The sequence below is a fragment of the Bradyrhizobium sp. 62 genome, assembly GCF_023073035.1.
GTDB lineage: Bacteria > Pseudomonadota > Alphaproteobacteria > Rhizobiales > Xanthobacteraceae > Bradyrhizobium.
On the sequence record NZ_JADPIT010000023.1, the window covers coordinates 241,867 to 266,926 of the forward strand.

At 64.4% G+C, this 25,060-nt stretch carries 22 protein-coding genes; 3 read left to right on the plus strand and 19 right to left on the minus strand.

Annotated elements, in window-relative coordinates; translation table 11 throughout:
• Positions 1 to 1,218, plus strand: a 1,218-nt coding sequence (locus IVB47_RS24755) for a methyl-accepting chemotaxis protein (RefSeq protein ID WP_247465110.1), incomplete at its 5' end; no start/stop codon positions are given.
• 169 nt (positions 1,219 to 1,387) lie between these two features.
• On the opposite strand, the gene IVB47_RS24760 is transcribed toward IVB47_RS24755, so the two are convergent.
• Positions 1,388 to 2,032 carry a TetR/AcrR family transcriptional regulator gene (locus IVB47_RS24760; protein WP_247465116.1) on the minus strand — a complete coding sequence of 215 codons (645 nt, stop codon included), beginning with the start codon at positions 2,030 to 2,032 and terminating at the stop codon, positions 1,388 to 1,390.
• A gap of 116 nt (positions 2,033 to 2,148) precedes the next feature.
• On the opposite strand from IVB47_RS24760, the gene IVB47_RS24765 reads away from it, so the two are divergent.
• Positions 2,149 to 2,793: a glutathione binding-like protein gene (locus IVB47_RS24765; protein ID WP_027570319.1), complete on the plus strand. Its 645-nt coding sequence runs from the start codon at positions 2,149 to 2,151 to the stop codon at positions 2,791 to 2,793.
• A gap of 84 nt (positions 2,794 to 2,877) precedes the next feature.
• Here IVB47_RS24765 and IVB47_RS24770 read toward each other — a convergent pair whose 3' ends face one another.
• From IVB47_RS24770 to IVB47_RS24835, 14 genes are all read right to left on the minus strand, one after another.
• Complete coding sequence (locus IVB47_RS24770) at positions 2,878 to 3,645, minus strand: transporter substrate-binding domain-containing protein (protein ID WP_247465119.1); 768 nt, start codon at positions 3,643 to 3,645, stop codon at positions 2,878 to 2,880.
• 32 nt (positions 3,646 to 3,677) lie between these two features.
• Positions 3,678 to 4,028: a cytochrome c gene (locus IVB47_RS24775; RefSeq protein ID WP_247465122.1), complete on the minus strand. Its 351-nt coding sequence runs from the start codon at positions 4,026 to 4,028 to the stop codon at positions 3,678 to 3,680.
• A gap of 118 nt (positions 4,029 to 4,146) precedes the next feature.
• Positions 4,147 to 5,865: a PQQ-binding-like beta-propeller repeat protein gene (locus tag IVB47_RS24780; RefSeq protein ID WP_027570317.1), complete on the minus strand. Its 1,719-nt coding sequence runs from the start codon at positions 5,863 to 5,865 to the stop codon at positions 4,147 to 4,149.
• A 354-nt stretch (positions 5,866 to 6,219) separates the two neighbouring features.
• Positions 6,220 to 7,524, minus strand: coding sequence for a TRAP transporter large permease subunit (locus tag IVB47_RS24785; protein ID WP_027570316.1), 1,305 nt, complete (start codon positions 7,522 to 7,524; stop codon positions 6,220 to 6,222).
• Positions 7,525 to 7,558: 34 nt separating this feature from the next.
• Positions 7,559 to 8,152, minus strand: coding sequence for a TRAP transporter small permease (locus tag IVB47_RS24790; protein WP_247287568.1), 594 nt, complete (start codon positions 8,150 to 8,152; stop codon positions 7,559 to 7,561).
• 9 nt (positions 8,153 to 8,161) lie between these two features.
• Positions 8,162 to 9,160, minus strand: a complete 999-nt coding sequence (locus IVB47_RS24795) for a TRAP transporter substrate-binding protein (protein ID WP_247465125.1) — start codon at positions 9,158 to 9,160, stop codon at positions 8,162 to 8,164.
• Between the two features lie 39 nt (positions 9,161 to 9,199).
• Positions 9,200 to 10,858 carry a hydantoinase B/oxoprolinase family protein gene (locus IVB47_RS24800; RefSeq protein WP_247465128.1) on the minus strand — a complete coding sequence of 553 codons (1,659 nt, stop codon included), beginning with the start codon at positions 10,856 to 10,858 and terminating at the stop codon, positions 9,200 to 9,202.
• 2 nt (positions 10,859 to 10,860) lie between these two features.
• On the minus strand, positions 10,861 to 12,945 hold the full coding sequence (locus IVB47_RS24805; RefSeq protein WP_247358240.1) for a hydantoinase/oxoprolinase family protein: 2,085 nt from the start codon (positions 12,943 to 12,945) through the stop codon (positions 10,861 to 10,863).
• 140 nt (positions 12,946 to 13,085) lie between these two features.
• The gene (locus tag IVB47_RS24810) at positions 13,086 to 13,907 is read right to left on the minus strand and encodes an NAD-dependent protein deacetylase (RefSeq protein ID WP_247465131.1); all 822 of its coding nucleotides are present in this window, start codon (positions 13,905 to 13,907) and stop codon (positions 13,086 to 13,088) included.
• Positions 13,908 to 13,944: 37 nt separating this feature from the next.
• A complete protein-coding gene (locus tag IVB47_RS24815; protein ID WP_247465133.1) occupies positions 13,945 to 15,075 on the minus strand; it encodes a LuxR family transcriptional regulator in 1,131 nt (376 codons plus the stop codon).
• Between the two features lie 52 nt (positions 15,076 to 15,127).
• Positions 15,128 to 15,751, minus strand: coding sequence for a hypothetical protein (locus IVB47_RS24820; protein ID WP_247465136.1), 624 nt, complete (start codon positions 15,749 to 15,751; stop codon positions 15,128 to 15,130).
• Positions 15,752 to 15,767: 16 nt separating this feature from the next.
• Complete coding sequence (locus IVB47_RS24825) at positions 15,768 to 16,979, minus strand: hypothetical protein (RefSeq protein WP_247465303.1); 1,212 nt, start codon at positions 16,977 to 16,979, stop codon at positions 15,768 to 15,770.
• 566 nt (positions 16,980 to 17,545) lie between these two features.
• The gene (locus IVB47_RS24830; protein WP_247465139.1) at positions 17,546 to 18,382 is read right to left on the minus strand and encodes an SDR family oxidoreductase; all 837 of its coding nucleotides are present in this window, start codon (positions 18,380 to 18,382) and stop codon (positions 17,546 to 17,548) included.
• Between the two features lie 73 nt (positions 18,383 to 18,455).
• Entirely contained in the window at positions 18,456 to 19,775 is a 1,320-nt protein-coding gene (locus tag IVB47_RS24835) for a solute carrier family 23 protein (protein ID WP_247465142.1), read from the minus strand.
• Between the two features lie 125 nt (positions 19,776 to 19,900).
• Between IVB47_RS24835 and IVB47_RS24840 the strand changes: the two genes are divergently transcribed.
• The gene (locus IVB47_RS24840; protein ID WP_027570306.1) at positions 19,901 to 21,235 is read left to right on the plus strand and encodes a dicarboxylate/amino acid:cation symporter; all 1,335 of its coding nucleotides are present in this window, start codon (positions 19,901 to 19,903) and stop codon (positions 21,233 to 21,235) included.
• Between the two features lie 177 nt (positions 21,236 to 21,412).
• Here IVB47_RS24840 and IVB47_RS24845 read toward each other — a convergent pair whose 3' ends face one another.
• From IVB47_RS24845 to IVB47_RS24860, 4 genes are all read right to left on the minus strand, one after another.
• Positions 21,413 to 22,996 carry an ABC-F family ATP-binding cassette domain-containing protein gene (locus IVB47_RS24845; RefSeq protein WP_247465144.1) on the minus strand — a complete coding sequence of 528 codons (1,584 nt, stop codon included), beginning with the start codon at positions 22,994 to 22,996 and terminating at the stop codon, positions 21,413 to 21,415.
• Positions 22,997 to 23,168: 172 nt separating this feature from the next.
• Positions 23,169 to 23,516: a RidA family protein gene (locus IVB47_RS24850; RefSeq protein WP_007596366.1), complete on the minus strand. Its 348-nt coding sequence runs from the start codon at positions 23,514 to 23,516 to the stop codon at positions 23,169 to 23,171.
• A 14-nt stretch (positions 23,517 to 23,530) separates the two neighbouring features.
• On the minus strand, positions 23,531 to 24,652 hold the full coding sequence (locus IVB47_RS24855) for an FAD-dependent oxidoreductase (protein ID WP_247465147.1): 1,122 nt from the start codon (positions 24,650 to 24,652) through the stop codon (positions 23,531 to 23,533).
• Positions 24,649 to 25,060, minus strand: a 412-nt coding sequence (locus IVB47_RS24860) for a (2Fe-2S)-binding protein (RefSeq protein WP_247465150.1), incomplete at its 5' end; no start/stop codon positions are given. The genes IVB47_RS24860 and IVB47_RS24855, both read right to left, overlap by 4 nt.

A 25,060-nucleotide genomic window follows, 5' to 3' on the forward strand; every position in this document is an offset into this window, starting at 1 on the left:
CTCGGGCCGATCAGGGATTTTTCCGGCAAGCCGCTCGGCGCGGTCGAACTGGTGATGGACAATGCCGACTATGTGGCCTCTGCCGACCGTGCCTGGCTGCTGGCATTCGGCATCGCCGCGCTCGGGCTCGTGCTCGCCGCCATTGTCGGCTATCTCATCGCCCGCAGCATCTCGCGTCCGATCATCTCCATCACGAGCGTGATGCGCGAGCTGGCCGACGGACACCTCGATGTCACCGTCCCCGCCAGCAAGGCGAATGACGAGGTCGGCGCGATGGTCAAGGCTGTCGCAGTGTTCCGCGACAACGCCGTCAACTTCAACCGGCTCCAGGCCGAACAGGCCGACACCAAGGCGCAATCCGAAGCGGAGAAACGGCGCGCCTTCGCCGCGCTCGCCGACAATTTCGAAGCCAGCATCCGCGATGTCGTCACCACGGTCTCCTCGGCCGCGGTCGAGATGGAGAACACGGCGCGCTCGATGTCCGATATCGTCGAGCGATCACGGCAGCAGACCGGCACGGTGTCATCGGCCTCGGCGCTCGCCTCCGAGAATGTGCAGACGGTTGCTGCGGCCGCGGAAGAGTTATCGTCGTCGATGACCGAGATCAGCCGGCGCCTTGCGCACGCGACGGCGGTGGTCGGCAAAGCTGCCAGCGACGGGCGACGGTCGAATGAGCGCGTGCAAAGTCTGGCCGACGCCGCGCAGAAAATCGGCGACGTCGTCTCCTTCATCAGCGGCATTGCCGAGCAAACCAATCTGCTGGCCCTCAACGCGACGATCGAGGCGGCCCGCGCGGGGGAAGCCGGCCGCGGCTTTGCGGTGGTCGCCTCCGAGGTGAAGGCGCTGGCAACCCAGACCGCCAAGGCGACCGAGGAGATCGGCGCGCAGGTGACCGCAGTACAAGGCGAGACCACCGGCGCAGTGGACGGCATCCAGTCGATCTGCGCGACGATCCAGGAGGTCGACGAGATCTCCGCCGCGATTGCCGCCGCCGTCGGCCAGCAGGGCACCGCGACGCAGGAGATTGCGCAGAACGTCCAGCAGGCAGCCGCCCGCACCGGCGAGGTCTCGCAAAACATCGCGGGCGTCACCGCCGGTATCGCCGCGACGGGAACAGCGGCCGAGGAAGTCCTGGGCTCGGCGATCGAGCTGTCGAAACAATCGCAGCGGCTGCGCGACGAGGTGGACCGCTTCCTCGCGCACATTCGCGCGGCGTAGCGAGGCTACAACTCAGTGTCGTCCTGGCGAAAGCCAGGACCTATTACCCCAGGGAGGAGCTGCGGCGCGACGGCGGCAACTCCGAACCTTCGCCAAACCAAATTCGGTGGCTATGGGTCCTGGCTTTCGCCAGAACGGCGTTTGGGAGATACTCCCGCCACGCCACCGCCTAGCTCTTTCCTCCCACCATCACGTCGATCGCCCCGTTCACGATCGCCTCGAGCTCCTTCCGCGACACACGCGCGCGGGAGCGGATGGCGATTGAGTGCACGGTTGCGGATGCGAGCTGCGCCAGCACAGCGGGATCGGCGCTGTCGGACAACTCGCCCTTCTCCTTGGCGCGGCGGAAGCAACTTGCAAATGCCTTGTCGAGCTCGTTGAGGCCATCGAGCACCATGGCCCGGATGTCGGGATCGCCGACCGCTTCGGAGGCCGCTGTGACCACGGTGAAGCAGCCGCGCGGGCCGGTCTCGCCGGAGAGATAGATGTTCAGCGCCGAGGCGAAGATGCGTTCCAGCCGCCGGCGCACCGGCATCTCCTGGCGAAAGATCTCCACCATCGCTGCGCGCGCTTCCTCGCGGTAGCGCTGATAGCTCTTGATGTAGAGCTCGCGCTTGTCGCCGAAGGCGCCATAGAGGCTGGGGCGATTCATGCCGGTGGCTTCGCTGAGATCGTCGAGCGAGGTCGCCGCGAAGCCCTGCGTGCGGAACAGGTCGAGCGCCTTGCCAAGCGCGACGTCGGGTTCATAGGCGCGCGGACGGCCGCGGCGTTTGGGCTCCGTCGCAGCAGTTGGCGGCTTCGATTTTTGTACCATTTCGCAATTTAATCCTTGACCGCCTCCATAATATGCAAGACAGTACAAAAATCAATCTGGCCGGGTTGAGCGACACTCCAAGAGTCACATCGAAGAATTGCCCAAGGAGGCTCAAGATGGATCTTTATTTCTCGCCCCTCGCCTGTTCGATGGCGAGCCGCGTCGCGCTGTATGAAGCGGGCGCCGAAGCGAATTATCTCGAAGTCGATCCGCCGACCAAGACAGTGCTGAGCGACGGCACTGATTTTCGAACCGTGAATCCGATCGGCCTGGTGCCGACACTGCGCACCGATGAAGGCGTGGTGCTGACCGAGAACGCCGCGATCCTGCAATATATCGCCGACCGCTTCCCGCAATCGGGCCTCGGCGCCGCAGCGGGCATCGATCGCACGCGGCTGCATCAATGGCTCTGCTTCATCGGCACCGAACTGCACAAGGGCCTGTTCATCCCGGTGCTCGACCGCAAGGCGCCGCAAGAGACGAAAGCCTACGCACTGGAGAAGAACCTGTCGCGGCTGGACTATCTCGACAATTACCTGAAGGGGCGCGACTTCCTGCTCGACCATTTCAGCGTCGCCGACGCCTATCTCGTCACGGTCATCAACTGGACCATGGCGACGCCGCCGATCGAGCTCGCCAAATGGCCGAACGTGAAGGCCTATTACGAACGCCTGCGTCAACGGCCGTCGGTCGCACGCGCGATCGCGGAAGAATTCGAGCTGTACAAGGCCGAGCAGGCGCGGAAGAAGGCCGCGGCTTAAGCGGCATTCGAAACGACCGTCGTTCCGGCCAATGCGGCCGGGACGGCGGGTTAAAGCGCGACTGACCGCGCCCGGAACAATTGGCTACTTCGGTGTCTGCAGTACGACCCCGTAGCGGCCGTATATCCGATCGATCGTGCCGTCGCTTCGCAGCCGTTCAACCGCTCCATCGATGGTGTCGCGCAATGCATCATCCGGACGGACCATGCCGATCGCGACGTTCCAGTTGAGATCGGCTATGGACTCGTCGCGATCCAGGATGCGAAATGCCTTGTCCGGATGCGTCAGATTGAAATAACTCGCCGCGGTGGGGGTGACCGCCGCGGCATCGATCTCATGGTTTGACAAGGCATCGAGGCTGTCGCTCTCGAAGCCGAAAGTCGACGTCGGGACGTGCCGTTGACTGATGATCATGGCCGCGACGGATCCGACCTGCACCCCGACCTTGGTATGCTCGTTGAGGCTCTGGAACGAGGCCAGCGCGCTGGATGAGGGGACGGCGAGCGCGACGCCCGTGCGGTAATACGGTTTTGAGAGTCTCAAGCGGGTTTCACCCTGCGCTTCGCGGTTGGCGATGACGTCCAGAACGATGTCGCATCCGGCGCTCCGCATCTGGTACTGGGTGATGATCCAGTCGAGACGCAGCGAGACGCCGAGCTCGTGTGCCAGCGCCTCGCCCAATTCGATCTGAAAGCCGGGTGGATCGGCCGCCTTGCTTGTGAACGGAAGCGAGTTCGGATGGGCGCATAATCCGAGCACACCGGACGCGCGGATCGCGTCCAGGGTCCGCCCCTGCGCAGGATTCAGCAATCCGATCGCGGCGCCGACCACAAGCGGGAGAACTGCCTTCATTCCGCGTTCTCGTATCGACATCGGCTGGTCATTCAGCCCTCGCGCGGCTTCAGGGCGCGGATATATTTGACGATCTGGTCGATCTGCGCGTCGGTGAAGGCCCCGCCGAATGCCGGCATCGCACCAGACTTGCCGTTCTTGATGCGGCTGTGCAGATAGTCGTCGTCGCGCGGCGAATTCATCAGTTGCGGTCCCTTGCCGGCGGCCCGACCGCCAGCAGAGTGACAAAAGCCGCAAGTCCCTGCGAATAACTGCTCGACGTCGAGCGTCCCGTTGTCGGGTACGGGAGTGGCAGACTGCGCCTGAACCGGTGCGGCATACAGCGACGAGGCGCCCAGCACCGCCGATAGCAGCGCGGTGATCTTCTTGAAATGCAAGTTCAAGGTATCCAGCTCCATATCCTGAAGCGCCACGTCTCGAAGCACGAGTCCTGAAGCACACCCGGAAATTCCAATGCACGGGAAGCAAGCTTGCGCCTGCTCCCCGGCAATCTGCGATGATCTATTTCAAGCTGAAGACGACAAGCGCCCCGTCATCACGCGGCATGCTCTTGTAGGCGCCGCCGAAGTTTGGCGCGTATTCGTCCGCCAGCATGCCGCCAAAGCCAGCGACTACGGCAATGTATTGCTTGCCATTGACGGAATAGCTGACGATGCCGCCCTGGTGGCCGGTGCCGTTGTTGTGACTCCACAGCTCAGCCCCGGTTTCGGCATCGTAGGCATGAAGGATGCCGCGGGAGTCGGGCACGAATACGAGATTGCCCGCAGTTGACAGCACGCTTCCGAGCGGCGGCTCGGGATAGCGAACCTCCCACTTCTTGGCGCCGGTGATGGGGTCGCGCGCGTCGAGATGTCCATAAATCTCTCCGCCCGGAGGGGGTACCATCTTGAAATCGGCGCCAATGTTGAGCTGGACCTGGGGCGCTGTAACCGGCGTCGTCTTCTGGACGTCGAGCGTCATGCACCATTCCTGGCCGATCTTGTAGTACAGGCCGGTCTTCGGGTTGTAGGAGCCGGCGTTCCAGCTGACGCCGCCGCCAATGAATGGGCACAGCGGCGGTTCGGTGACCTTCCCGGCGCTGAAGTCGCGACGGCCGATCAAGGCACCCGTCTTGGGATCGATATCCTTGACGAAATTGATGTTCTCAACGAGCCGCCAGACGTTCTTCACGGCGAGATTGCGGTCATAGACGAAGACGAAACCGCCCTTGTTCGGGTGAACCACGAACTTCTGACCGTCGCGTTCGAGCATCACAAACTCGCCGACCGCGCTGTCGAAGTCCCAGGCGTCGTGCGGCAATTCCTGATGATGGAATTTCAGTCTGCCGGTATCGACGTCGAGACCGATCACCGAACTCGTGTAGAGATTGTCGCCGGGACGCGCGCCTTGCGTCTTGTAATCGGCGCCCGACCAATCGTAGAGCGGCGCCGGGTTTGCGGTGCCCCACAGGATTGTGTTGGTCTCGGAATCGTAAGTGCCCGGCATCCAGCCGCCACCCCCGCCGGTGCGCCAGGAATCGTTTCCCCACGTCTTCATGGCCTCGTCGGTGCCGGCGACGGTCAAGAACTCCCACTTCTTCTTCCCGGTGGTGGCATCCAGGCCGAAGATCGGGCCGCGGCCTGGCCATTCACCGCCTTGCGCTCCGATGATCACCGTACCCTTCGCGTAAAGCGGTGCACCGGTGAAACCGACCGTGAGCTTCTGCGAGTCGATCAACCTGGTTTCCCAGAGGACCTTCCCCGACTTCATATCCAGACCAAGAACCCTGCCATCCATGGTGCCGACGAAAACCTTGCCCTCGCCGAGCGCTACGCCGCGATTGTAGGGGGAATGGGTCTGACGGGAGATCAGTGCCTCGTCCAGCTCCGGAAAATGAGACCAGATCACCTCGCCTGTCGCGCCGTTGAGCGCAAAAACCCGGCTGTAAGAACCCGAGTAATAGAGCACGCCATCCGCCGCGAGGGGCATCGATTGCAGGCCGCGGGTCGAGCGTCCTGGAATATGGGTCCAGGCAACGTTCAGATTGCCGACGTTGTTTGCGTTGATCTGCGCCAGCGGGCTGTAGTGATAGGATTTGTATGAACCGTGATAGGTCAGCCAATCGTTCTGACCGCCGTTCTCGATCCGCGCAGTATCCACGGACTGGGCCAAGGCCGACGACACCATCAGCGTCGCGCCGGCAATAAGAGGTAGACCAGACTTACACCAACGCTTCCTCATCCGTTCCTCCCGCTTTTATGGCTGTTTAACTTGCGTCTCACAGACGCCACCGCGAGGGATGCTGCAGTCCGCTCTCTGTCGGCCTTCTCCATCGCATACGAGCCGCCGACGGCCCTCGATCTCTCTCGGCGGACATCGCCAAAAGGTGCTACGTCTCTGGACCGGTTGCAGTTGCGCTTATCCTCGCTCCAGCAGCGTACGCCGGATGACGAGGAGCGCAAAGATGGAACACGCGCACGGCGCGAATTTGACGCGCGGCGCGGATTACAAACGTCAGTTGCGCTGACCGGTTCGTTTGGCCTCGCAGTCTCAGACTGCTGCGGGCGGCGATAGCGCCAAGGCCCGAGGAAGGATTTACCCGTACAGCACGCGCGGAAGGATCGTGACGATGCCGGGCCAGAGCGTCAGCAACAGCACGAAGCCCACCATGATGAGCAGGTACGGCATCGTGACGCGCGCGATGTAGCCGAGGCCATCGTCGGTCAGGCCTTGGATGACGAACAGGTTGAAGCCTACCGGCGGGGTGATCTGCGCCATCTCGACCGCCAGCACGAGGAAGATGCCGAACCAGATCTCGTCGAAGCCAGCGCCCTTCACGATCGGCAGCACGATCGGCAACGTCATCACGATCATCGAGAAGCCGTCGAGGAAACAGCCGAGGATCAGATAGAAGATAATCAGCACCACGATCAGCATGAAGGGCGATAACCCCAAGCCCTTCACGAAGGCGGCGACGGCCTGCGGGATGCCAAGGAAGGCCGCGGCGTTGCCGAGGATCGAGGCGCCGAGCACGATCAGTGCGATCATCGAGCAGGTCACGACCGAGCCGATCAGCACGTCGCGGATCACCTGCTGCGACATCGAGCCCTGCGCCCAGGCTACCAGCGCCGCGCCGAGCACGCCGACCGCGGCGGCCTCCGACGGCGTCGCCAGCCCGCCATACATCGAGCCGAGCACGCAGGCGATCAGGAACAGCGCAGGCGCGAGATCCTTCAGCGCCGCAAAACGTTCGCGCCATGGCACCTGCGAGAGCTTGGCTTCCGTCTCAGGCACCATGCTGGGGTTGAGGGACGTGTGCAGCATCACCCACCCCATGAAGGTGGCCGCCAGCAACAGTCCGGGCAGCACGCCGGCGGTGAACAGTTTCAGGATCGAGACGTCGCCGAGCACGCCGTAGATGATCATGATGTTGGACGGCGGGATCAAAAAGCCGAGCGTGCCGGCGCCGGCGAGCGAGCCGATCGCGATGTCGCGGGAATATCCACGGCGCAGCAGTTCGTTGAGCGACATACGGCCGATCACCTGCGTCGTCGCCGCCGACGAGCCGGAGATCGCCGCGAAGATGGTGCAGCCGATCACGTTCACATGCAGAAGACGACCCGGCAGAAGCCCCGCCCAGGGCGCGAGCCCCTGGAACAGCGAACGCGACAGACGGGTGCGAAACAGCAGCTCGCCCATCAGGATGAACAGCGGCAACGCCAGCAGCTCCTGCGTGGTCAGGATGTTCCAGGCGTATTGCGGCAGCAGCTTGTCGAGCGGGATCGAGCGGAACATCGCCAGCAGCAGCGTCGCAGTGAGCGCAAGCGTCAGGCCGATCCAGACGCCGCACGCCAGAAGCGCAAACAGGATCGCAAAGAGTGCAACGACTTCGATGGTCATGGAATCCGGTGTCCGCTGGCTGGCGCGTGGGCGATCATTCGACAGGCGAGGCCTTCATGCGGTGATCCTCCAGCGGCAGGCCGAGCACGGCCTGGATCGCGCGCGCCAGGAACTGGAGCGTCAGCAGCAGCATGCCAAAGGTGACGACGGCCTGCGGAAACCACAGCGGGGTGTCGCTCGAGGTCGAAACCTGGCCGCGCACATAGGCGCCGAAGGCGAACTTCGCCATCGACGATGTCAGGAAGGCCATGAAGGCGAAGCCCGCGGCGGCCGACAGGATTTCGATCGCGCGCTGAAACGGAGCGGGGACGTTCTTCAGCAGCAGCACGACACGGATATGGCCGCCGACGCGCAGGGTCATGGCGGCACCGAAGGTGAAGGACGCCGCCATCAGATAGGAGGAATACTCCCACGCGATCGAGATCGTGGGCGGAAAGAACGGCAGGAAGTTCGAGAGGAAGCGCGTTGCTACCTCGCACAGCATCAGCAGCGTCAGCATCAAGAGGCAACCGCCTCCGATCCAACCGTCCAGCCGGCCGAGACGGTCGATGCCGTCAAGCAGAATGCGCAGCGGCGCTGGCGCCGCCGCGTTGAGACTTTGGGACGACGCAGGCAAAACATCCGCCACTGCAAGTCCTCAGCGCTTCATTTCGGCGAGATAGGCCCGCACCGGCTTGTCGGCCGCCGGTACGCGCTTGACGAAAGCGTCGAGCTGCGGCGCGGTCTTGGCGCGAATGTCCGTGATCATGGCCTCCGAGACCGGCACCACCTCCATGCCGCCTTCCTTGAGCCGGTTGAGGCTGTCGACGTCCGCCTTGAGGGAGTTCGCCCAGAAGCCCGGCTCCATCTTGGCGGCAATGCCGACGACAAGCTGTTGCTGATCGGCGCTCAGTGCCTTCCAGGAATCGAGGTTGACGGTGAGCATCTGCGACGACCAGACGTGGTTGGTCGGGTAGATGTATTTCAGGAATTCCCAGAATTTTCCGTCGACGCCCGACACCGCCGAGGTGGAGACACCGGAGACCGCGCCGGAGGCCAGCGCGGGGATGGTCTCGCCCCAGGGAATCATCACCGGCGCCATGCCGACCGCGGCCAGCATGTCGACGGCGTTCTTGTCGGGCACGCGGATCTTGATGTTCTTCAAGCCGTCGACGTCGCGGACCTTGACCTTGAGATGCAGATATTGCGTCGGCCAGGGCACGATGTAGAGGATTTTCTGGTTGTTGCGCGCGGCGACCTTCTCGTATTCGGGCCGCACATATTTGTGCAGCACCTTCAATTCGTCCATTGAGCCGCAGAGAAAGGGAATGCTTTCGACGCCCATGAAGGGCTCGTCGCCGACCTGCTGGATGTTGAGGACGTCGGCGAGCGGCACCAGGCCGTCGCGCACGGCGCGCAGATGTTCGGGACCCTTGAAGCCGAGCTGTCCACCGGCCTTCACGGTGATTGCGACCGAGCCGCTGCTCTGCTTCTTCACCTCTTCCGCGAAGGCAAACGCGTTCTGAGTGTGGAAATTGCCGTCGGGCCATACCGTCGACATGTCCCAGCTCACTGTCGCAGCTCGCGCGCGGGTCGAGATGTGGCCGGCGGCGAGCAGCGTCGTTGCGCCCGCGGTAAAATTCCGTCGCGTGATCATTGAGCCCCTCCGTTTGCTACGCGCACGACGCCTGCGGCGTCATCGCGTATGCCCATAAACTGTAACCGCGTTGTCGGCAGACACGAGGCCGCTTTCGATGTCGTCGTTGACGGCTGTCGGCGCGCGATCCCCGGGAGCGCCGATGCCGGCGCCGCCCGGTGTCAGCACCACCAGCCGGTCGTCCGGCGGCACCTGCTGAAAGCCTTTTCCACGCAGCTTCTTGCCGGACTTCAGGCCGACATAGCCGGGCTCGCCGTTCTTGCCGCCATCGCGACCACGTGGCGGATGATCGATGCGGTCGAATGCCGCCAGGATGTCGAACGGCGCATCGACGCCGCTGCCGACCTCGATGATCTGGCCGAGGCCGCCGCGGGTGCGCCCCGCCCCTCCGGAATCCGGACGCAGCTCCTTGCGCCAGAAGATCAGCGGCGTCTGCGTCTCGGCGATTTCGACCGGCGTGCCCCGCACCCCGCTGGGATAGGCGGTCGCCGACAGCCCGTCCTTCGCGAAGCGCGCGCCGGTGCCGCCATTGGAGGTCACCGCCATCGAGAATCCGTAATTGCCGCCGGCGCCCGAGCGAGTCTGTCCGCGCACATTGAGATTCCACAGGCACGATGTGCCTTCGGCGGGCACGCGCTCGGGAATGATCTGGCGCAGGCAGCCGAACACGACGTCGGGCAGCATCTGGCCGATGATGTGACGCGAGGCGACCGGCGCCGGCTTCGGCGCATTGAGGATCGCGCCCGGGGGAGCCGACACCGTCAGCGGCGAGAGCGAGCCGGCATTGTTCGGGATCTGCGAGGCGACGACGCAGCCGAGACCGAACACGGTGTAGGCGATGGTGTAGGACAGAGGCACGTTGATGCCGAATCGGGACGCGGCCGAGGTGCCGTCGAAATCGACGTGAATGCCTTCGTCCGAGATCGTCAGCGTCGCCTCAAGCGAGACCGGCGCATCATAGCCGTCGACCACCATGGTGTTGCGCCAGGTGCCCTTCGGCAGCTTGGCGATCTCGGCCAGCACGGCCTCGCGCGAGCGGTCGCAGATATAGTCGCCGAGCGTATCGAGGGTGTCGATGCCGAACTCGGTCATCATCTCGACCAGGCGCTCGCAGCCGACGTCGTTGCAGCCGGCGAGCGAGTAGGTGTCGCCCTCGGTATCGATCGGCAGCCGCGTGTTGGTGCGGATCATCGCCATCAGCGTCTCGTTGACGACGCCCTGGTCGATCAGCTTCAGCATGGGGATGTAGAGCCCCTCCATGAACACGTCGGTGGCGTCGGGCCCGAAGCCGATGCCGCCGATGTCCATGAGATGGCTGGTGCAGGAAAACAGCGCGACCGGCTTGCCGTCCTTGAAGCAGGGTGTGGTGACGACGAAATCGTTGAGATGCCCGGTGCCCATCCAGGGATCGTTGGTGATGTAGGCGTCGCCCTCCTTCATCGTCTCGATCGGAAAGTGGGCGATGAAGTGCTTGACCGATTCAGCCATCGAATTGACGTGGCCGGGGGTGCCCGTCACCGCCTGCGCCAGCATCCGTCCCTTGAGGTCGAACACGCCGGCCGAGAGGTCGCCGCATTCGCGCACGATCGGGCTGAAGGCGGTGCGGAGCAGCACCTGCGCCTGCTCCTCGACCACGGCGATCAGCCGGTGCCACATGATCTGGAGGTCGATCAGGCTCGCGCCGCTTGCCTTGCTCATGATCAGGCCGCCTTCCGTTCCATGACGATGCTGCCGGCACCGTCGATATGGGCATCAAAACTGTTGGAGACGAACGTCGAGGTCTCGTCCTCGGCGATCACCGCGGGACCCGCAATCGTCGCGCCCGGCGCCATGTCCTCGCGGCGGTAGAGCGGGATCTCGATCACCTCCCCTGCACGACCGTCGAAGAACTTGCGGCTGCCCGACGCCTTCCCGGCCGGCTTGCGCGTAACGGCCGCGACCGTGGCCGGATTGCGCGCCTCGGTCGTCGCGAGCACGGACCAGCTCAACACCTCGATCGCCGCACCCGGGATGGACCGCTCGAACATCGCCGCATAATCCGCTTCGAACTTCTGGCGCAGGCCGGCCAGATCGGCCGTCGTCAGCCGCCGGTTCGGCAGCTCGACCGTGATCTCATGGCCCTGACCGACATAGCGCATGAAGGCCGCGCGGCGCTCGCGCACTGGCGCACCGGCCGCGCCCGACTCGACCAGCGCACGCGCTTCGGTCACCATCTCCTGGAGCAGGTCGGAGACCCCCTCGGTGTCGAAATCGTCGAGCCGCACATGACGGCTGCGCACCAGCTCATAGGCGATCGGAGCCGCAAGGAAGCCCACGGCCGAACCCACGCCGGCATTGGAAGGGACGATCACGCGGGAGACACCGATCTTCTCGGCGACCCGCGCCGCATGCAGTGGCGCCGCGCCGCCGAAGGCGATCAGCGTGTGCTGCCCGACAATCTCACCGCGCTCCACCGCATGCACGCGCGCCGCGCTCGCCATATTCTCGCAGACGACCTCGTGCACGGCATAGGCCGCGGTTTCCGCCGACAGGCCGAGCGGCTCGCCCACGGCGCGCAGCAGCGCCTGCTTCGAGAGTTCAGGGTCGAGCTTGATCGTTCCACCCGCGAAATCGTCGGGATCGATCATGCCGAGCGCAACGTCGGCATCCGTCACGGCCGGGCGCAGGCCGCCGCGGCCGTAGCAGGCGGGCCCGGGCTCCGAGGAGGCACTCTCGGGGCCGACCGTGACGCGCTTCATCGCGTCGACATGGGCAATCGAGCCGCCGCCGGCGCCGATCTCGACCATCTCGATCACGGGAATCCGCACCGGCAGACCCGAACCTTTCAGGAAGCGCGCTGCGCGATCGACCTCGAACACGCGCGAGGTCTCGGGCTGGTATTTTTCGATCAGGCAGATCTTTGCCGTGGTGCCGCCCATGTCGAAAGACAGCACCTTGCTCTCGCCGAGACGCGCCGCGATCTGCGCCGCGAAAATGGCGCCGCCGGCGGGACCGGATTCGACGAGGCGCACCGGAAAGCGCCGCGCCGTCTCGATCGAGGTGACACCGCCGCCGGAGGTGACGAGATAGATCGCGCCGCGGTACTGCTCGACCTGCAAGGCGTCGGACATGCGGGCGAGATAACCATCGATCAGCGGCTGCACATAGGCGTTGGCTACCGCCGTCGATGTCCGCTCATATTCGCGGATCTCCGGGCACACCGCGGACGATACGGTCACGGAAATGCCGGGCATCTCCTCACTGATGATCGCGGCCGTGCGGCGCTCGTGCTCGGGATTGGCGTAAGAGTGCAGGAAGGCGACCGCGACGCTCTCGACGTTCAGCGCGCGCAATCTTGGCGCGAGCGCACGCACCGCCGCTTCGTCCAGCGGGAGGCGGACGGCACCGTGGGCGTCGATACGCTCCGGCACCGTGAAGCGCAGGGACCGCGGCGCCAACGGCTTCGGCTTGTCGATGGAGAGGTCATACTGGTCGTAGCGGCTCTCGGTGCCGATATCGAGCACGTCGCGAAAGCCCTCGGTCGCGATCAGCGCCGTCTTCGCGCCGCGACGCTCGATGATGGCGTTGGTCGCGAGCGTCGTGCCGTGAATGAAGACGTCGATGTCGCTGATATGGGCGCGCGCATCGGCGAGAATGAGCCGCATGCCATCGAGCACCGCCTGTTCGGGCCGCTGCGGCGTCGTCAGCAATTTGCGCGTCTTGCGATCCTGCCCCACGTCCAGCACGATGTCGGTGAACGTGCCACCGATATCAACGGCAAGCCGCACCTCGGCTCCCTCAAGCATTCCAAATTCTCCGTGCTGATCGTCAAGACTGAGGACAAAAGCGCAGCAATTTCCATGCCATGGGCGACAGGAACATGCTGTGTCCAGCTATTCTGCTTGGCACCCATGCAATAGGCAAGGCGTGTTCGCAGCCCGCGCGATCAGAGCAGGAATGCAAGCGCCGCTTCGCAGCGCTCCTCGACCTTGAGCGTGAGGAGATCATCGGCGCGGGTGCGTCCGAGATTGACCGCAGCGATCGGGATTTGCCGTTGCGCGGCAGCCTGCACGAAGCGGAAGCCGGAATACACCATCAGTGACGAGCCGACGATGAGCATGGCGTCGGCCTGCGCCAGATGATCCTGCGCGGTAGCGACCACGTCGCGCGGGACGTTCTCGCCGAAGAACACGACATCGGGCTTGAGGATGCCGCCGCAAGCTTCGCAAGGAGGCACCTTGAACGACGAAAAATCCGCATGCTCCAGGTCCGCATCGCCGTCGGGGGCATCGGCGGCATCGAGCGTCAACCATTCCGCATTGGCGCGGCCGAGCATCTCCTGGAATTCGCTCCGCGGCGTCTTTTGGCCGCAACCCATGCAGCGGACCAGATCGAGCCGGCCGTGCAGGTCGATTACCTGGCGGTGGCCGGCGGATTGATGCAGCCGGTCGACGTTCTGGGTCAGCAGCATTCCGCAACGCCCGCTCGCCTCGAGCCGGGCAAGCGCGTGATGCGCATCGTTCGGCCTCGCCTGGCCGAACCGCCGCCAGCCGATCAGGCTGCGCGCCCAATAGCGCCGACGCGTATGCTCTTCCGACATGAAAGCCTGGAAGTTCACCGGCTGGGTCCGCTTCCAGTTGCCGTGACTGTCGCGATAATCGGGAATGCCAGAATTGGTGCTGCAGCCGGCGCCGGTCAGCACGAACAGACGTTCGTGCCGGCCGACGAAATCCTGGAGCGGATGATTTGCCAGTGGATCATTTGCCATGACGCAGATGTAGTCCGCGCAGGCGGGTTTTGCCAGATCACGGCCGTTCGGACCGGTCGAATCCCGCAATCAGCTTCACGAGCTCGCTCTGCCGCGCCGTACCGGTCTTGCGGAAGACGTTGTGGAGGTGTGTCTTGACGGTCGCCTGCGTCAGCCCGAGCAACTCGGCCAGCGCCTTGATCCCGCTCACCCTCATGACGGCGTCGATCAGGCGGACCTCGCTTGCGGTGAGCCTGTAGAGTTTTGCAAGCGCCTCCAGCGGCGGCGGGCTTGCCGGCGAGGCCTTGCGCACGAACACCGCGGCAACCGCGGAATGCAGCGCGCCGGTACGCCGCCGGTCCCCCGAGGTCAACGGCAGCACGTTGGCAAACCAGCGGCCTTGCGAGGTCCCGAGCGGAATCGAGCCGCCGCTGTCTGTCGGCATGTTGCCGTTCTCCGCGGCGACAAGCGCTTCGCGCAACGCGCGCTGAGCGTCGAGGGCAACAGCGAACAACGTTCCGTTTCTTTCCGTGAGCAGCGCAGCCTCGTCCAGCATCGCGCGTCCGGGCGCGTTGGTGAAGGCGAGACGTCCGTTGGGACCAACCAGAAAGACGGCGGCCGTGACGCTGTCAAGCGTCTGGGTCAACACCGCCTGTGTCGCCCTGTTCTGATCGAACAGCCGGCCAATCGAGACCGCGCGCTGAAAGTGCGGCACGATCAGCGCAAACCGGCTGCGGGCGTCAGCGTCGGCGAGACCGTCTTTCTCATGCATCCGGACACTGACGATCGATGAATAGGTTGCGCCCTTCTCCAGATTCGACCCGAGCGCATCGATCATGCCCTGCGGCTTCATCCACTCTTCGTAGAAGCGCGTCGCCACCATCTCCTCGAAGGGGACGAAGTCGGTTGATGCATAGACGAGACCAGCCTCGCAGAAAGTGGCCGCTGGAAAGCACGGGTTCAAGGCGAGATATTTCTCGAGATAGAGCTTTGTGTAGTCCGGCTCCTCATTGAAGAGGTGCAGCACTGCGGTTTGTTCGGTGGCCGCGTCATGCCAGAACAGGGCGCCGGAGGACCCGCCGACAAACAGGCAGGCCTGTTCGAGGGCGCGCGGCCACAAGGCGGGATCGAGCGCGGCGTCGTAAATCAGGCCGATCAGCTCTGAAAGCAGAGCGGCTTCGGATATCACGGCCGGCTCTCCGGCATGTCGAACAACAGATTCGGCATCCGCACCTCGTCCCTCATTGAGTCGAGACCAGAGGCTGTTTCGCAGGCGCGCCCGGCTTAGGCGGGGCGGATTGCTTCCGTGAGACGACCGCCTTGCCAGGCCCAGCTTCAGGAGCGGCGGGCGCCACCGGTGCGGACTGCCCCACCGACAATGACACGCCGAACACACGCCATTGTCCTTCGACGGGCGCGAACATCAGTTCGAAATTCACCTGCGATGGCACCGACGGGAAAAATCCTGCCATGTGCAGGAGCCCGTTCGGCTCGATCTGCGGCAGCAGCGACAATTGCGGATCGATCACGGCAAGGCCGGAGAGATCGAGCTTGTCGCCACGCTGCTTGGCAAAGATCTCCGCAAGCTTTGCGGCGGTGTTGATCTGGAAGCCGGGCGCACCGAGATCGCGCAGCACGGTGTAGTTCCCGGTCTTGTTGGCATGGTCGAGCGCAAGCAGCGTCGAGCGGATCAGCATCAGCACGCCGTTGCGGTCGATATTGGCGGGTTTGGCCGCCTGCTGCTGCGACGGCGGCGTCTGGTGGGGCTGCGGCGGCGTCTGCTGCGCAGAGGTCGTCACCGCCCCCAGGATCAAAAGACCGGCAATCGGAAGACCAAGGCCCGCGCTCAACCAACGCAGCGTCATGACGAACGGGTTCTTCCTACCACTGGATCGAGACAGCACCACGTCCGCCTGCAACGCTGCGCTCGAGTCCGATGCCGCCGCCGGCATTGGCGATAATAGCATAGCTCTTGCCGTCATAGAGCAGTGCCGTTGCACCGACCGCAAACGCGTTGGCGCCCTCGAAATTGCCGTAGCCGGCCGAGAGCGCGAACTTGCGCCCCTGTTGCAGCGCCGGCATCGAGCCGGCCGCGAGCGCGACCGCGGTCCCGCTGCGGGCTTCGAGCCGGTTGTCCATCACTTGCGACTGCAAGGAGGTCACCTGCGACTGCAGTGAGGCGATGTTCGCCGGATTGAAGCTCGACGTTGCCAGATTGCCGGCCGCGTCGGTCGTCACGAAGGATACCGGTCCACTCTGTGCCGCCAGGCTCGCCGCCGAGGCGACGCCGGCCATGCGATAGGTGTTGCTGGCGGTCCCGATCGCGACCTGGTTGGCAGCGGTTGCTGTCGCACCGGAGCCGATGGCGGTGGAGTTCGAGAATCCCGCGGTGGCGCCAGAACCGATTGCCGTTGCGCTCGCGGCAGACGCAGTGCTGCCCTGTCCATAGGCCGCCGCGCCGGCAGCGGTAGCGTTGCTGCCAGCGCCGATTGCGGTGGCATTGGATGCCGACGCAACAGCACCGTTGCCGAATGCGGAACTGCCGGCGGCGGCACTTGCCTTTGCCCCATCGCCAACGGCGGTGTTGCCGAGCGCCGCCGCCGAATCAGCGCCGACGGCAATCGATCCAGTCGAAACTGCACCGGTGCCGATGGCAATCGCATTTGCGCCCGTGCCGGCGGTTGCGCCGTCGCCGATCGCGACAGCGCTCGTCCCGGTGGCGTGGGAGTTGTTGCCGGCCGCGAAGGAATTGCCGCCGCTTGCGGTCACCGCGTTGCCCACCGCAGTCGAGTTGGTGTTGCTGGCGTTCGCGGCGTTCCCGATGGCTGTGGATGAAGCGCCCCCTGAGGAACTGCTGAGGCCGATCGCAACCGACCCAAATCCGCCCGACGTTGCGCCCGTTCCGAGAAAACTACCGTCGCCGCCCCCGATCGCGACGCTGTAGTTTCCGAGCGAACTGGGAGCGCTGCCGGCGTCGCCACCCGCGCCAATTGCCGTACTCCACCTGCCGGCGCCGTCCGCCGTGCTGTTGGAGTTGGTACCGATGCTGGTGATGCCCTGGTTAACCGTTGATTTCGCGGCATTTGTGCCCATCGACACGCCGAAGTCGTTGGCCACCGCGTCATGGCCCACCGCGGTCGCACTGTCGTTAAGCGCAATTGCGTGGTCGCCAAAGGCTGTGGATAGCTGGTCGGCTCGGGTATTATCGCCGACTGCGATCCCGTTGGAGCCGGGAGTCCCTTGGGCCGAGCAGGTGCCCACGAAAGAGCTTCCATTGGAATAGCACTGGGCGGCGGCCGGAGACATTCCGAGGAACAAGGCCATAGCCGTGAGAACCGCCAGGTTGACCAACGCCGTGATCATGCGAGGAGCGTTGCGGTCAATGCGGGGCGACGAGCGGTGCAAGTTACCCCGATCAGTCGCTCCCGGTTGCGGACAACTGACCGGCATCTTCTCGCTCTCCACTGATCCAAGCTGCCGCAACTGTGGGACAGGGCCACGGACGGGACATCAACCGTTCGGTTGAGTTCGCTCGCGCGTGCGACGCCGACAGCCCGCTTTTTTCCGACTGTTGCTGGATTGCATCGCGAAAAGTCTCGACGATGAGCGTCCGCGCCGCAGGCAGACCGCGAGAACTGCAAGGACGCTCGTGATCTTTGCTAGCTCGCCCAGTTGTCCCGAAACTCAGGAAACAGCGTCAGGCCTCCGCACGCATAGATGGTCTGCCCGGTAATGTAACTGGCATCGTCCGACGCGAGGAAGGCGAACACGGCGGCGATCTCTTCCGGTGTGCCGACACGGCCCAGCGGAATGTGGCTGGTGACCACTCCCCGCTTTTCCGGATCGCCGGTCCAGGCCGCGTTGATCGGCGTGTCGATCGCGCCGGGACCCACCGCATTGACGCGAATGCCACGGCCGGCGAATTCCAGTGCCAGCGTGCGCGTCAGATTGGCCATGCCGCCCTTGCTGATCGAATAAGCCAGATAGCCAGGTTTTGGGATGATCTGGTGCACACTCGAGCAGTTGATGATGCTGCCGCCTGCGCCGCGCGCGACGAAATGCGCGAGCGCCTTCTGGGCGCAGAACACGGCGCCGTTGAGATTGACGTCGATGATGCGGCGGTAGGTCTCGATGTCGAGCGCTTCGCTCGGCGATTCCCGCTGGAAGCCGGCATTGTTGACGAGGCAGTCGAGGCGCTTCCAGCGCGCCAGAATCGTCTCGAACATCGCGGCGACGTCTTGTTCATTGCCGACATCGGCCTTGACGATGATGTGATCGAGCCTGCCGTGGCCGCGATCACCCGATGCCGTCCGCGCAAGCGCGAGTGTCTCCTCAGCCCCTTCAGGGTGACCGAAATAGTTGATGGCGACGGTCGCGCCTTCCTGGGCAAGCCGGATGGCGACGGCGCGGCCGATGCCTTGGGAGGCGCCGGTCACCAGCGCGTACTGGCCGACAAGACGCGAGTGAAACGAGGTCGAGCGATCGGTTTGTGGCATGGGTTCTCTCCGGGATGCCCTGATCAGCGACGGAACCGGCTTTTTGTTCCATCCCTCAGCGCATCGCTGCGATTCATTCGACGCGGCGCGCGAATGGCGAAGTCAGGATCTGGTACAGGATGATGGCGCCAAAGGTTGCGGTGCCGATCCCGCCGATCGTGAAGGCGCCGAATTTGAGCGTGAGGTCGCCGGCGCCTGCGGTGAGCGCGACCGCCACGGTGATCAGGTTTGCCGGACTTGAGAAGTCGACCTTGTTCTCGACCCAGATCCGGCCGGCCATCGCAGCGATCAATCCGAACAGCACGATCGAGAGCCCACCGATGACAGGACCCGGGATCGACAGGATCAGCGCGCCGAATTTCGGCGAGAAGCCGAGCACGATCGACACCACCGCCGCGAAGGCAAACAGCAAGGTCGAATAGACCTTCGTGGCCGCCATGACGCCGATGTTTTCGGCATAGGTGGTAACGCCGGTGCCGCCGCCGCAGGCCGCCACGATGGTCGCGAGGCTGTCGGCGAGCAAGGCGCGGCCGAGATAGTCATCGAGGCTCCGGCCCGTCATGGCGCCGACGGCCTTGATGTGACCGAGGTTCTCGGCGACGAGAATGATCGCAACCGGCGCAATCAGGACGATCGCTCCGGTCTGGAAGGTCGGCGTGGTAAAACTCGGCAGGCCGATCCACGGCGCAGCCGCAAGCGGGGTGAAGTCAATCGGCTTGCCGAAGCCGAGGCCGTTCGCGAACAGCAGGTACAAGAGATAACCGCCAATCGCGCCGAGGATGATCGGCAGGCGGCGCCACAGGCCCGGTGCGCCCACGGCAACCACGCCAATGATCAGAACGGTCGCGAGCCCGATTCCTGTGTCGAACGCATTGGCGCTCACCGCCTTGACCGCCACGGGCGCGAGGTTGAGGCCGATCGCGGCGACCACAGCGCCGGTGACGGCCGGCGGCAACAGCCTCTCGACCCAGCCAACCCCCGACCACATCACGATCAGCGCGATCACGCCGTAGAGGACGCCGGCCCCGACGATGCCGCCAAGCGCAACCGACAGGTTCGGGTTCGGCCCGTGCCCGGCGTAACCGGTGGCGGCGATCACGACCGCGATGAACGCGAAGCTCGAGCCGAGATAGCTCGGCACGCGTCCCGCGACGATGACAAAGAAGATCAGCGTGCCGATGCCGGAAAACAGCACCGCAACATTGGGATCGAACCCCATCAGCAACGGCGCGATGATCGTCGAGCCCGACATTGCGACGCAATGCTGGAGACCGGAGACGACGGTCTGGCCAAGCGGCAGCCGCTGCTCGGGCATGATCACGCCGGAGGACTTCAGAGTCCAACGCGGAAAATAGCCTTGCGCTCGCTGTTCGCAGCCCGTTGCAATCGGCATGTTCCCCCCAGTTGCGGTGCAGCGACCGATCTTCGTGCGAACAGACAAAAATGTGATTGTCGCTTCTGCGGCGGCCATCACATGATGCAAATCAAACAAGATCAATACGTTCCGGGGCCTATTCTATGACACAGATTGCGATCCAGCCAGCCATCCACCGCCGGCACCAGCCCTGGTACAAGATCCTCTACATCCAGGTGCTGATCGCGATCGCGCTCGGGGTGCTGATCGGCTATTTCTATCCTGATCTCGGCAAGGCTCTGAAGCCGCTCGGCGACGGTTTCATCGCGCTGATCAAGATGATGATCGCGCCGGTGATCTTCTGCACGGTGGTGCACGGCATCTCCTCGATGGGCGACCTCAAGCGCGTTGGCCGGGTCGGGCTGAAGTCGCTGATCTATTTCGAGACGGTCTCGACCGTCGCGCTCGCGATCGGCCTGCTGGTCGGCGAGGTGCTCCAGCCCGGACACGGCTTCAACATCGATCCCGCCACGATCGACCCGAAATCGGTGGCGACCTACGTCACCAAGGCCAAGGAAGAAGGCATCGTCGCCCATCTGCTGGCGATCATCCCCGACAGCTATCTGGGCGCCATCGCACGTGGCGATCTGTTGCAGGTGCTGCTGATCTCGATCCTGTCGGGCTTCGCCATCGCCTTTCTCGGCAAGGCCGGCGAGCCCATTGCCGAGGCGATCGACAAGGCCGCAAAGATGTTCTTCGGCATCATCCGCATCATCGTGCGCGTCGCTCCGATCGGGGCGTTCGGCGCGATGGCGTTCACCGTCGGCGCCTACGGCCTTGGTTCGCTGCTCAACCTCGCCGCCCTGATCGGCACGTTCTATCTCACCAGCATGCTGTTCGTGCTGGTCGTGCTGGGGGCGATCGCAAGGCTCGCCGGCTTCTCGATCCTGCGCTTTATCGCCTACATCAAGGACGAGCTCCTGATCGTGCTCGGCACCTCGTCGTCGGAGACTGTGCTGCCGCAGATGATCCAGAAGATGGAGCATCTCGGCGCCTCGCGGTCGGTGGTCGGCCTCGTGATTCCGACCGGGTACAGCTTCAATCTCGACGGCACCAACATCTACATGACGCTGGCGACGCTGTTCCTGGCGCAGGCGACCAACACCCATCTGACCATCTGGCAGGAGCTCGGCATTCTCGGCATCGCCATGATCACCTCGAAGGGCGCCTCGGGCGTGACCGGGGCAGGCTTCATCACGCTCGCGGCAACGCTCTCGATCGTGCCCGACATCCCGATCCAGTCGATCGCGATCCTGGTCGGCATCGACAAGTTCATGAGCGAGTGCCGCGCGCTGACCAATCTGATCGGTAACGGCGTCGCCTGCGTCGTCATCAGCATCTCCGAAGGCGAGCTCGACCGCGACGCGCTGCACGAGGCCATGGCCCATCCGCTGGAGATGGGTGAGGCGCTTGAACCGGGCGGCAGCGCTGCCTCCTAGGCCGGACGCAGGTTTGGCGGCGTCCGGTTCCAACGCGGTAGTTTCCCGGAGTGGTAAATTGGCGCAACGCGAGTCACAACTGCTGCGTTGGGATCACGGATTGATACTCATCTTTTTCCACCCGACGCGCTGGGGGCAGGGCGTCGGGTTTTTGTTAATCAACGATGGGCAGCCGATTTAGCCGGCCAGTTCGACCCTGCGCGTGATCCCGATCGCCTGCAAGAACGCCTCGTCATGACTTACGACGAGCAGCGCGCCGTCATAGGCCCTCAGACCTGCTTCCACGGCTTCGATGGATTCAATGTCGAGATGATTGGTCGGCTCGTCGAGGATCAGCAGGGACGGCGGCGTCGCACCGCCCAGCACGCAGGCAAGGCCGGCGCGAAACATCTGCCCGCCGCTCAGGCGTCCGACTATCTGCAAGGCCGCATCGGCACGGAACATGAACCGGGCCAGCGCGGCATGGCATTCATTTGCACCGGCCTTGCGATGGAAGCGCCTGAAATTGTCCAGGATGGAGATCGCGGGATCGAGCAGACTGACCTTCTGATCGAACAGCGCAAGATCCGGCCTGACCCGCACGGTGCCGGAGAGCGGACGCAGTTCGCCGGCGACGAGTTTCAGCAACGTCGTCTTGCCTGAGCCGTTGGGCCCGACGATTGCCACGCGCTCCGGACCGACGATCGCGAGCGATAGATCGCGCAAGACTTCCCTATCCGGCCGATAGCCGGCGCTGACGCGATCGAGCCAAACCACCTCCCTGCCCGTCGGCAGCCGGGTCGAGGGCAATTTCACCGACAGCGGCTGAAGAATCTCGATGCGTCGGCGCGCCGTATCGACGGCCTCGAGCGCATCCGCGCGCATCCGCTCGGCGATGTGCGCGTTCTTGCCGCCGGTGTCTTCACTACGGTCCTTGCGCGCGCCGGCCAGGATGCGCGGTATGTCGCCCTTGGCGCGCTTCTTCTTGCCCCCGCTGTCCTTGCGCGCTTTCCTCTCGGCGGCCTCCTGAGCCCTGCCGTCGATCTCGGACAGGCGCCTCTGGGCATGCGCGAGGTCGTGCCTGACAGCCGCGAGCGCAACGGCTTTCTGCTCGCAATAACTGCTCCAATTGCCGCCGTATCGCGCGGCTCCGAGCGACGTCAGCTCGACGATCGCATCCATGGTTTCGAGCAGGTTCCGATCGTGGCTGACGACAATCGCCCCGCCGCGCCAGGAGGCAAGGAAATCGATCACCGCCTTGCGTCCCTCCCGATCGAGATTGTTGGTGGGCTCGTCGAGCAGCAGGAAGTCCGGCTCCGCGAAGATCAGCGCGGCGAGACGAACCCGCGTGACCTGCCCGCCCGACAGGCGGTCGAGCTCGATCTCCGGAGCGACGTCGAACCCGACACGCGCAAGGGCGGACGTAAGCCGTGTTTCGAGGGTCCAATCGACCTCGGAAACCTCCTCGGCCGAGGCGTCTCCGCGCTCGGCACGGCGAAGAAGATCGAGCGCGGCTCGCGCACCGAACAGGTCGATCACCTTCGCGCCCGCAAGCGGCTGGACGTTCTGGCGTAGCAGACCAACTGTTCCGTTGATGGCAACGCGCCCCGACGAAGGAATGTGCTCTCGCGAAATCGACGCAAGCAGCGTCGTCTTCCCGACGCCGTTGCGACCGACGAGGCCGGTCCGCTCGGCTCGGAACGTCAGATCGATATTGGAGAAAAGACAGCGGCCGTCAGGTGTGGACAGCGACAGGTTGGACAGGATGATGAAAGCAGGCATGGAATTCCCCGTGAGCAAGGCAGGTCGGCTTTGCGGTCGGGGTAAAATCCATGGCTCTCGAATATCCTGTTTGAGGAGCTCTCTAACTAATCTCATCGAAGGGCGAGATCAAGGCGAGGCTCGCAGGGGCGGCGGCGCGCGGAGCGTTGACGTGCCCCGCTGGCCTGCGCGATCAGCCCTTGAGCGCGGTGACCACGACCTCGATCAGCGCGCTGCCGCCGAGATCGGCGACGCCGACGGTGGCGCGGGTCGGAAGATTGTCGCCGAAGAACTCGGTCCAGACCGCGTCCATCTCCTTCTTCTTGGAAAGGTCCGTGACGAAGATCGAGGTGCTCACGACGCGCGACTTGTCGGTACCCGCTTCCTTCAGATAGCCGGCGATCTTGCCGAGGATGTTGCGGGTCTGCTCGCCCATCGACACCGAGGTGTCGTCGGCGATGGTGCCGCCAATGAAGACGAAGCCGTTGGCTTCGACGGCGCGGTGCATGATGGGCGTGCGGATGCTGCGGGTAATGCTCATGATGTCCTCTTTTGCTAGAGCGTGGAAGGATGGAAACGGTCGATGCCGAGATCGCCGATGCGAGTCTGGGTGCCGCCGTTGACGATCAGCTCCGCCATGACGGCGCCCGCGCCGGGGCCGAGCTGGAAACCGTGCAGCGAGAAACCGAACTGGTGATAGAGGCCCTTGTGCCGGCTGCTCGGTCCAAACACGGGCAGATCGTCCTTGGTCTTGGCCTCGATGCCGGCCCAGGCCCGCATGATCGTCGCGTCGCGCATGACCGGGAACAGCTCGAACACGGTGCGGGCGCTGGTCGCGAGGCTCTTCCAGTCCAGCACCGTCTCGTTTCGATCCTGATAGGGCGTTGCCAGATGGCCACCGCCGATCAGCACCGTGCCGTTCTTGAATTGCTTGAAGGAGAGCTTGCGGCCGCGCAGGATCACGACTGGATCGATGAAATGCGGCACGCGCGAGGTGATCATCAGCATCGGCGCCACGGTCTCGACCGGAACGGGCTCACCGAGCGCGGCTGCAATGGTCCCGGCCCAGGCGCCGGCGGCATTGACGAGCACCGGCGCGGCAAAGCTCTCGGCGCCGACATCGACATGCCAGACGCCATCGATGTGCCGGATGTTCGTGGCCGCAATGCCCTCGCGCACGGTCGCACCGAGCTGGCCGGCCTTGCGCCGGAACGCCGTCGTCGCCTGCGCCGGATTGGCCGCACCGTCGCGGCGCGAGACCACGCCGCCGGGACAGCTCTCGGCGACCGCGGGCACGAGGCGCCGCAGCTCGGCCGCATCGATCAGCTCCTCGTGGGTGAAGCCGAGCACGTTGAGCTCGGCCACACGTGCACGGCAGACCGCGAGTTCCTCCTCGTTCTCGGCGACGAGGACCTGGCCATAGCTCTCAAAGCTGCAATCGTCGTCGAGGAGATCGGTGATCTTCTCCCAGATTCCCATCGAGCGGATCGAAAGCGGGATTTCGGGGATGTGCCGCGCCAGCTGGCGCACGCCACCGGCGTTGACGCCGGAGGCGTGGCGGCCAGCATAGTCCTTCTCGATCAGCACCGGTTTCAGGCCGGCGAGACACAGATGCAGCGCAGTCGAGCACCCGTGGATGCCGCCGCCCACGACGATCGCATCCACGTTTTTCGTCATCCGCGCACCACCGCCTTGATGTCGTCTTCGCTCTTCGGAACCGCGGCAAGCTCGGCGAGCGTGATCGGCTTGACCGGCGCGCGCAGCCGGTAATAGCCGATCTCCTGCGGGCTCTTGCCCCGCGCCCGCGCCATCAGCTCGGTGACGGTGAGGCCACAGAGCCGGCCTTGGCACGGACCCATGCCGGTGCGGCGATAGGCCTTGAGCTGGTTCGGCCCGGTCGCGCCGATCGCGACGGCATCGAGAATATCCTTTGCCGTAACCTCCTCGCAGCGACAGACGATGGTGTCGCCCGCGGGAATGCGAAATTGCGGCACCGGCCGGAACAGCGTGTCGAGAAAAACGCGGCCACGTTCGGCCTTGGCGAGATCGGCGCGGAGGCTCGCCATCGGCGCAAGCTTTGTGGCG

Coding starts and splice junctions, on each gene's coding strand:
- IVB47_RS24830 (WP_247465139.1), bottom strand. CDS start 18,382: ATGCCACAAACCGATCGCTCGACCTCGTTTCACTCGCGTCTTGTCGGC.
- IVB47_RS24845 (WP_247465144.1), bottom strand. CDS start 22,996: ATGCCTGCTTTCATCATCCTGTCCAACCTGTCGCTGTCCACACCTGAC.
- IVB47_RS24850 (WP_007596366.1), bottom strand. CDS start 23,516: ATGAGCATTACCCGCAGCATCCGCACGCCCATCATGCACCGCGCCGTC.
- IVB47_RS24780 (WP_027570317.1), bottom strand. CDS start 5,865: ATGAGGAAGCGTTGGTGTAAGTCTGGTCTACCTCTTATTGCCGGCGCG.
- IVB47_RS24820 (WP_247465136.1), bottom strand. CDS start 15,751: ATGACGCTGCGTTGGTTGAGCGCGGGCCTTGGTCTTCCGATTGCCGGT.
- IVB47_RS24825 (WP_247465303.1), bottom strand. CDS start 16,979: ATGGGCACAAATGCCGCGAAATCAACGGTTAACCAGGGCATCACCAGC.
- IVB47_RS24805 (WP_247358240.1), bottom strand. CDS start 12,945: ATGCTTGAGGGAGCCGAGGTGCGGCTTGCCGTTGATATCGGTGGCACG.
- IVB47_RS24765 (WP_027570319.1), top strand. CDS start 2,149: ATGGATCTTTATTTCTCGCCCCTCGCCTGTTCGATGGCGAGCCGCGTC.
- IVB47_RS24785 (WP_027570316.1), bottom strand. CDS start 7,524: ATGACCATCGAAGTCGTTGCACTCTTTGCGATCCTGTTTGCGCTTCTG.
- IVB47_RS24800 (WP_247465128.1), bottom strand. CDS start 10,858: ATGAGCAAGGCAAGCGGCGCGAGCCTGATCGACCTCCAGATCATGTGG.
- IVB47_RS24840 (WP_027570306.1), top strand. CDS start 19,901: ATGACACAGATTGCGATCCAGCCAGCCATCCACCGCCGGCACCAGCCC.
- IVB47_RS24835 (WP_247465142.1), bottom strand. CDS start 19,775: ATGCCGATTGCAACGGGCTGCGAACAGCGAGCGCAAGGCTATTTTCCG.
- IVB47_RS24770 (WP_247465119.1), bottom strand. CDS start 3,645: ATGAAGGCAGTTCTCCCGCTTGTGGTCGGCGCCGCGATCGGATTGCTG.
- IVB47_RS24760 (WP_247465116.1), bottom strand. CDS start 2,032: ATGGTACAAAAATCGAAGCCGCCAACTGCTGCGACGGAGCCCAAACGC.
- IVB47_RS24855 (WP_247465147.1), bottom strand. CDS start 24,652: ATGACGAAAAACGTGGATGCGATCGTCGTGGGCGGCGGCATCCACGGG.
- IVB47_RS24810 (WP_247465131.1), bottom strand. CDS start 13,907: ATGGCAAATGATCCACTGGCAAATCATCCGCTCCAGGATTTCGTCGGC.
- IVB47_RS24795 (WP_247465125.1), bottom strand. CDS start 9,160: ATGATCACGCGACGGAATTTTACCGCGGGCGCAACGACGCTGCTCGCC.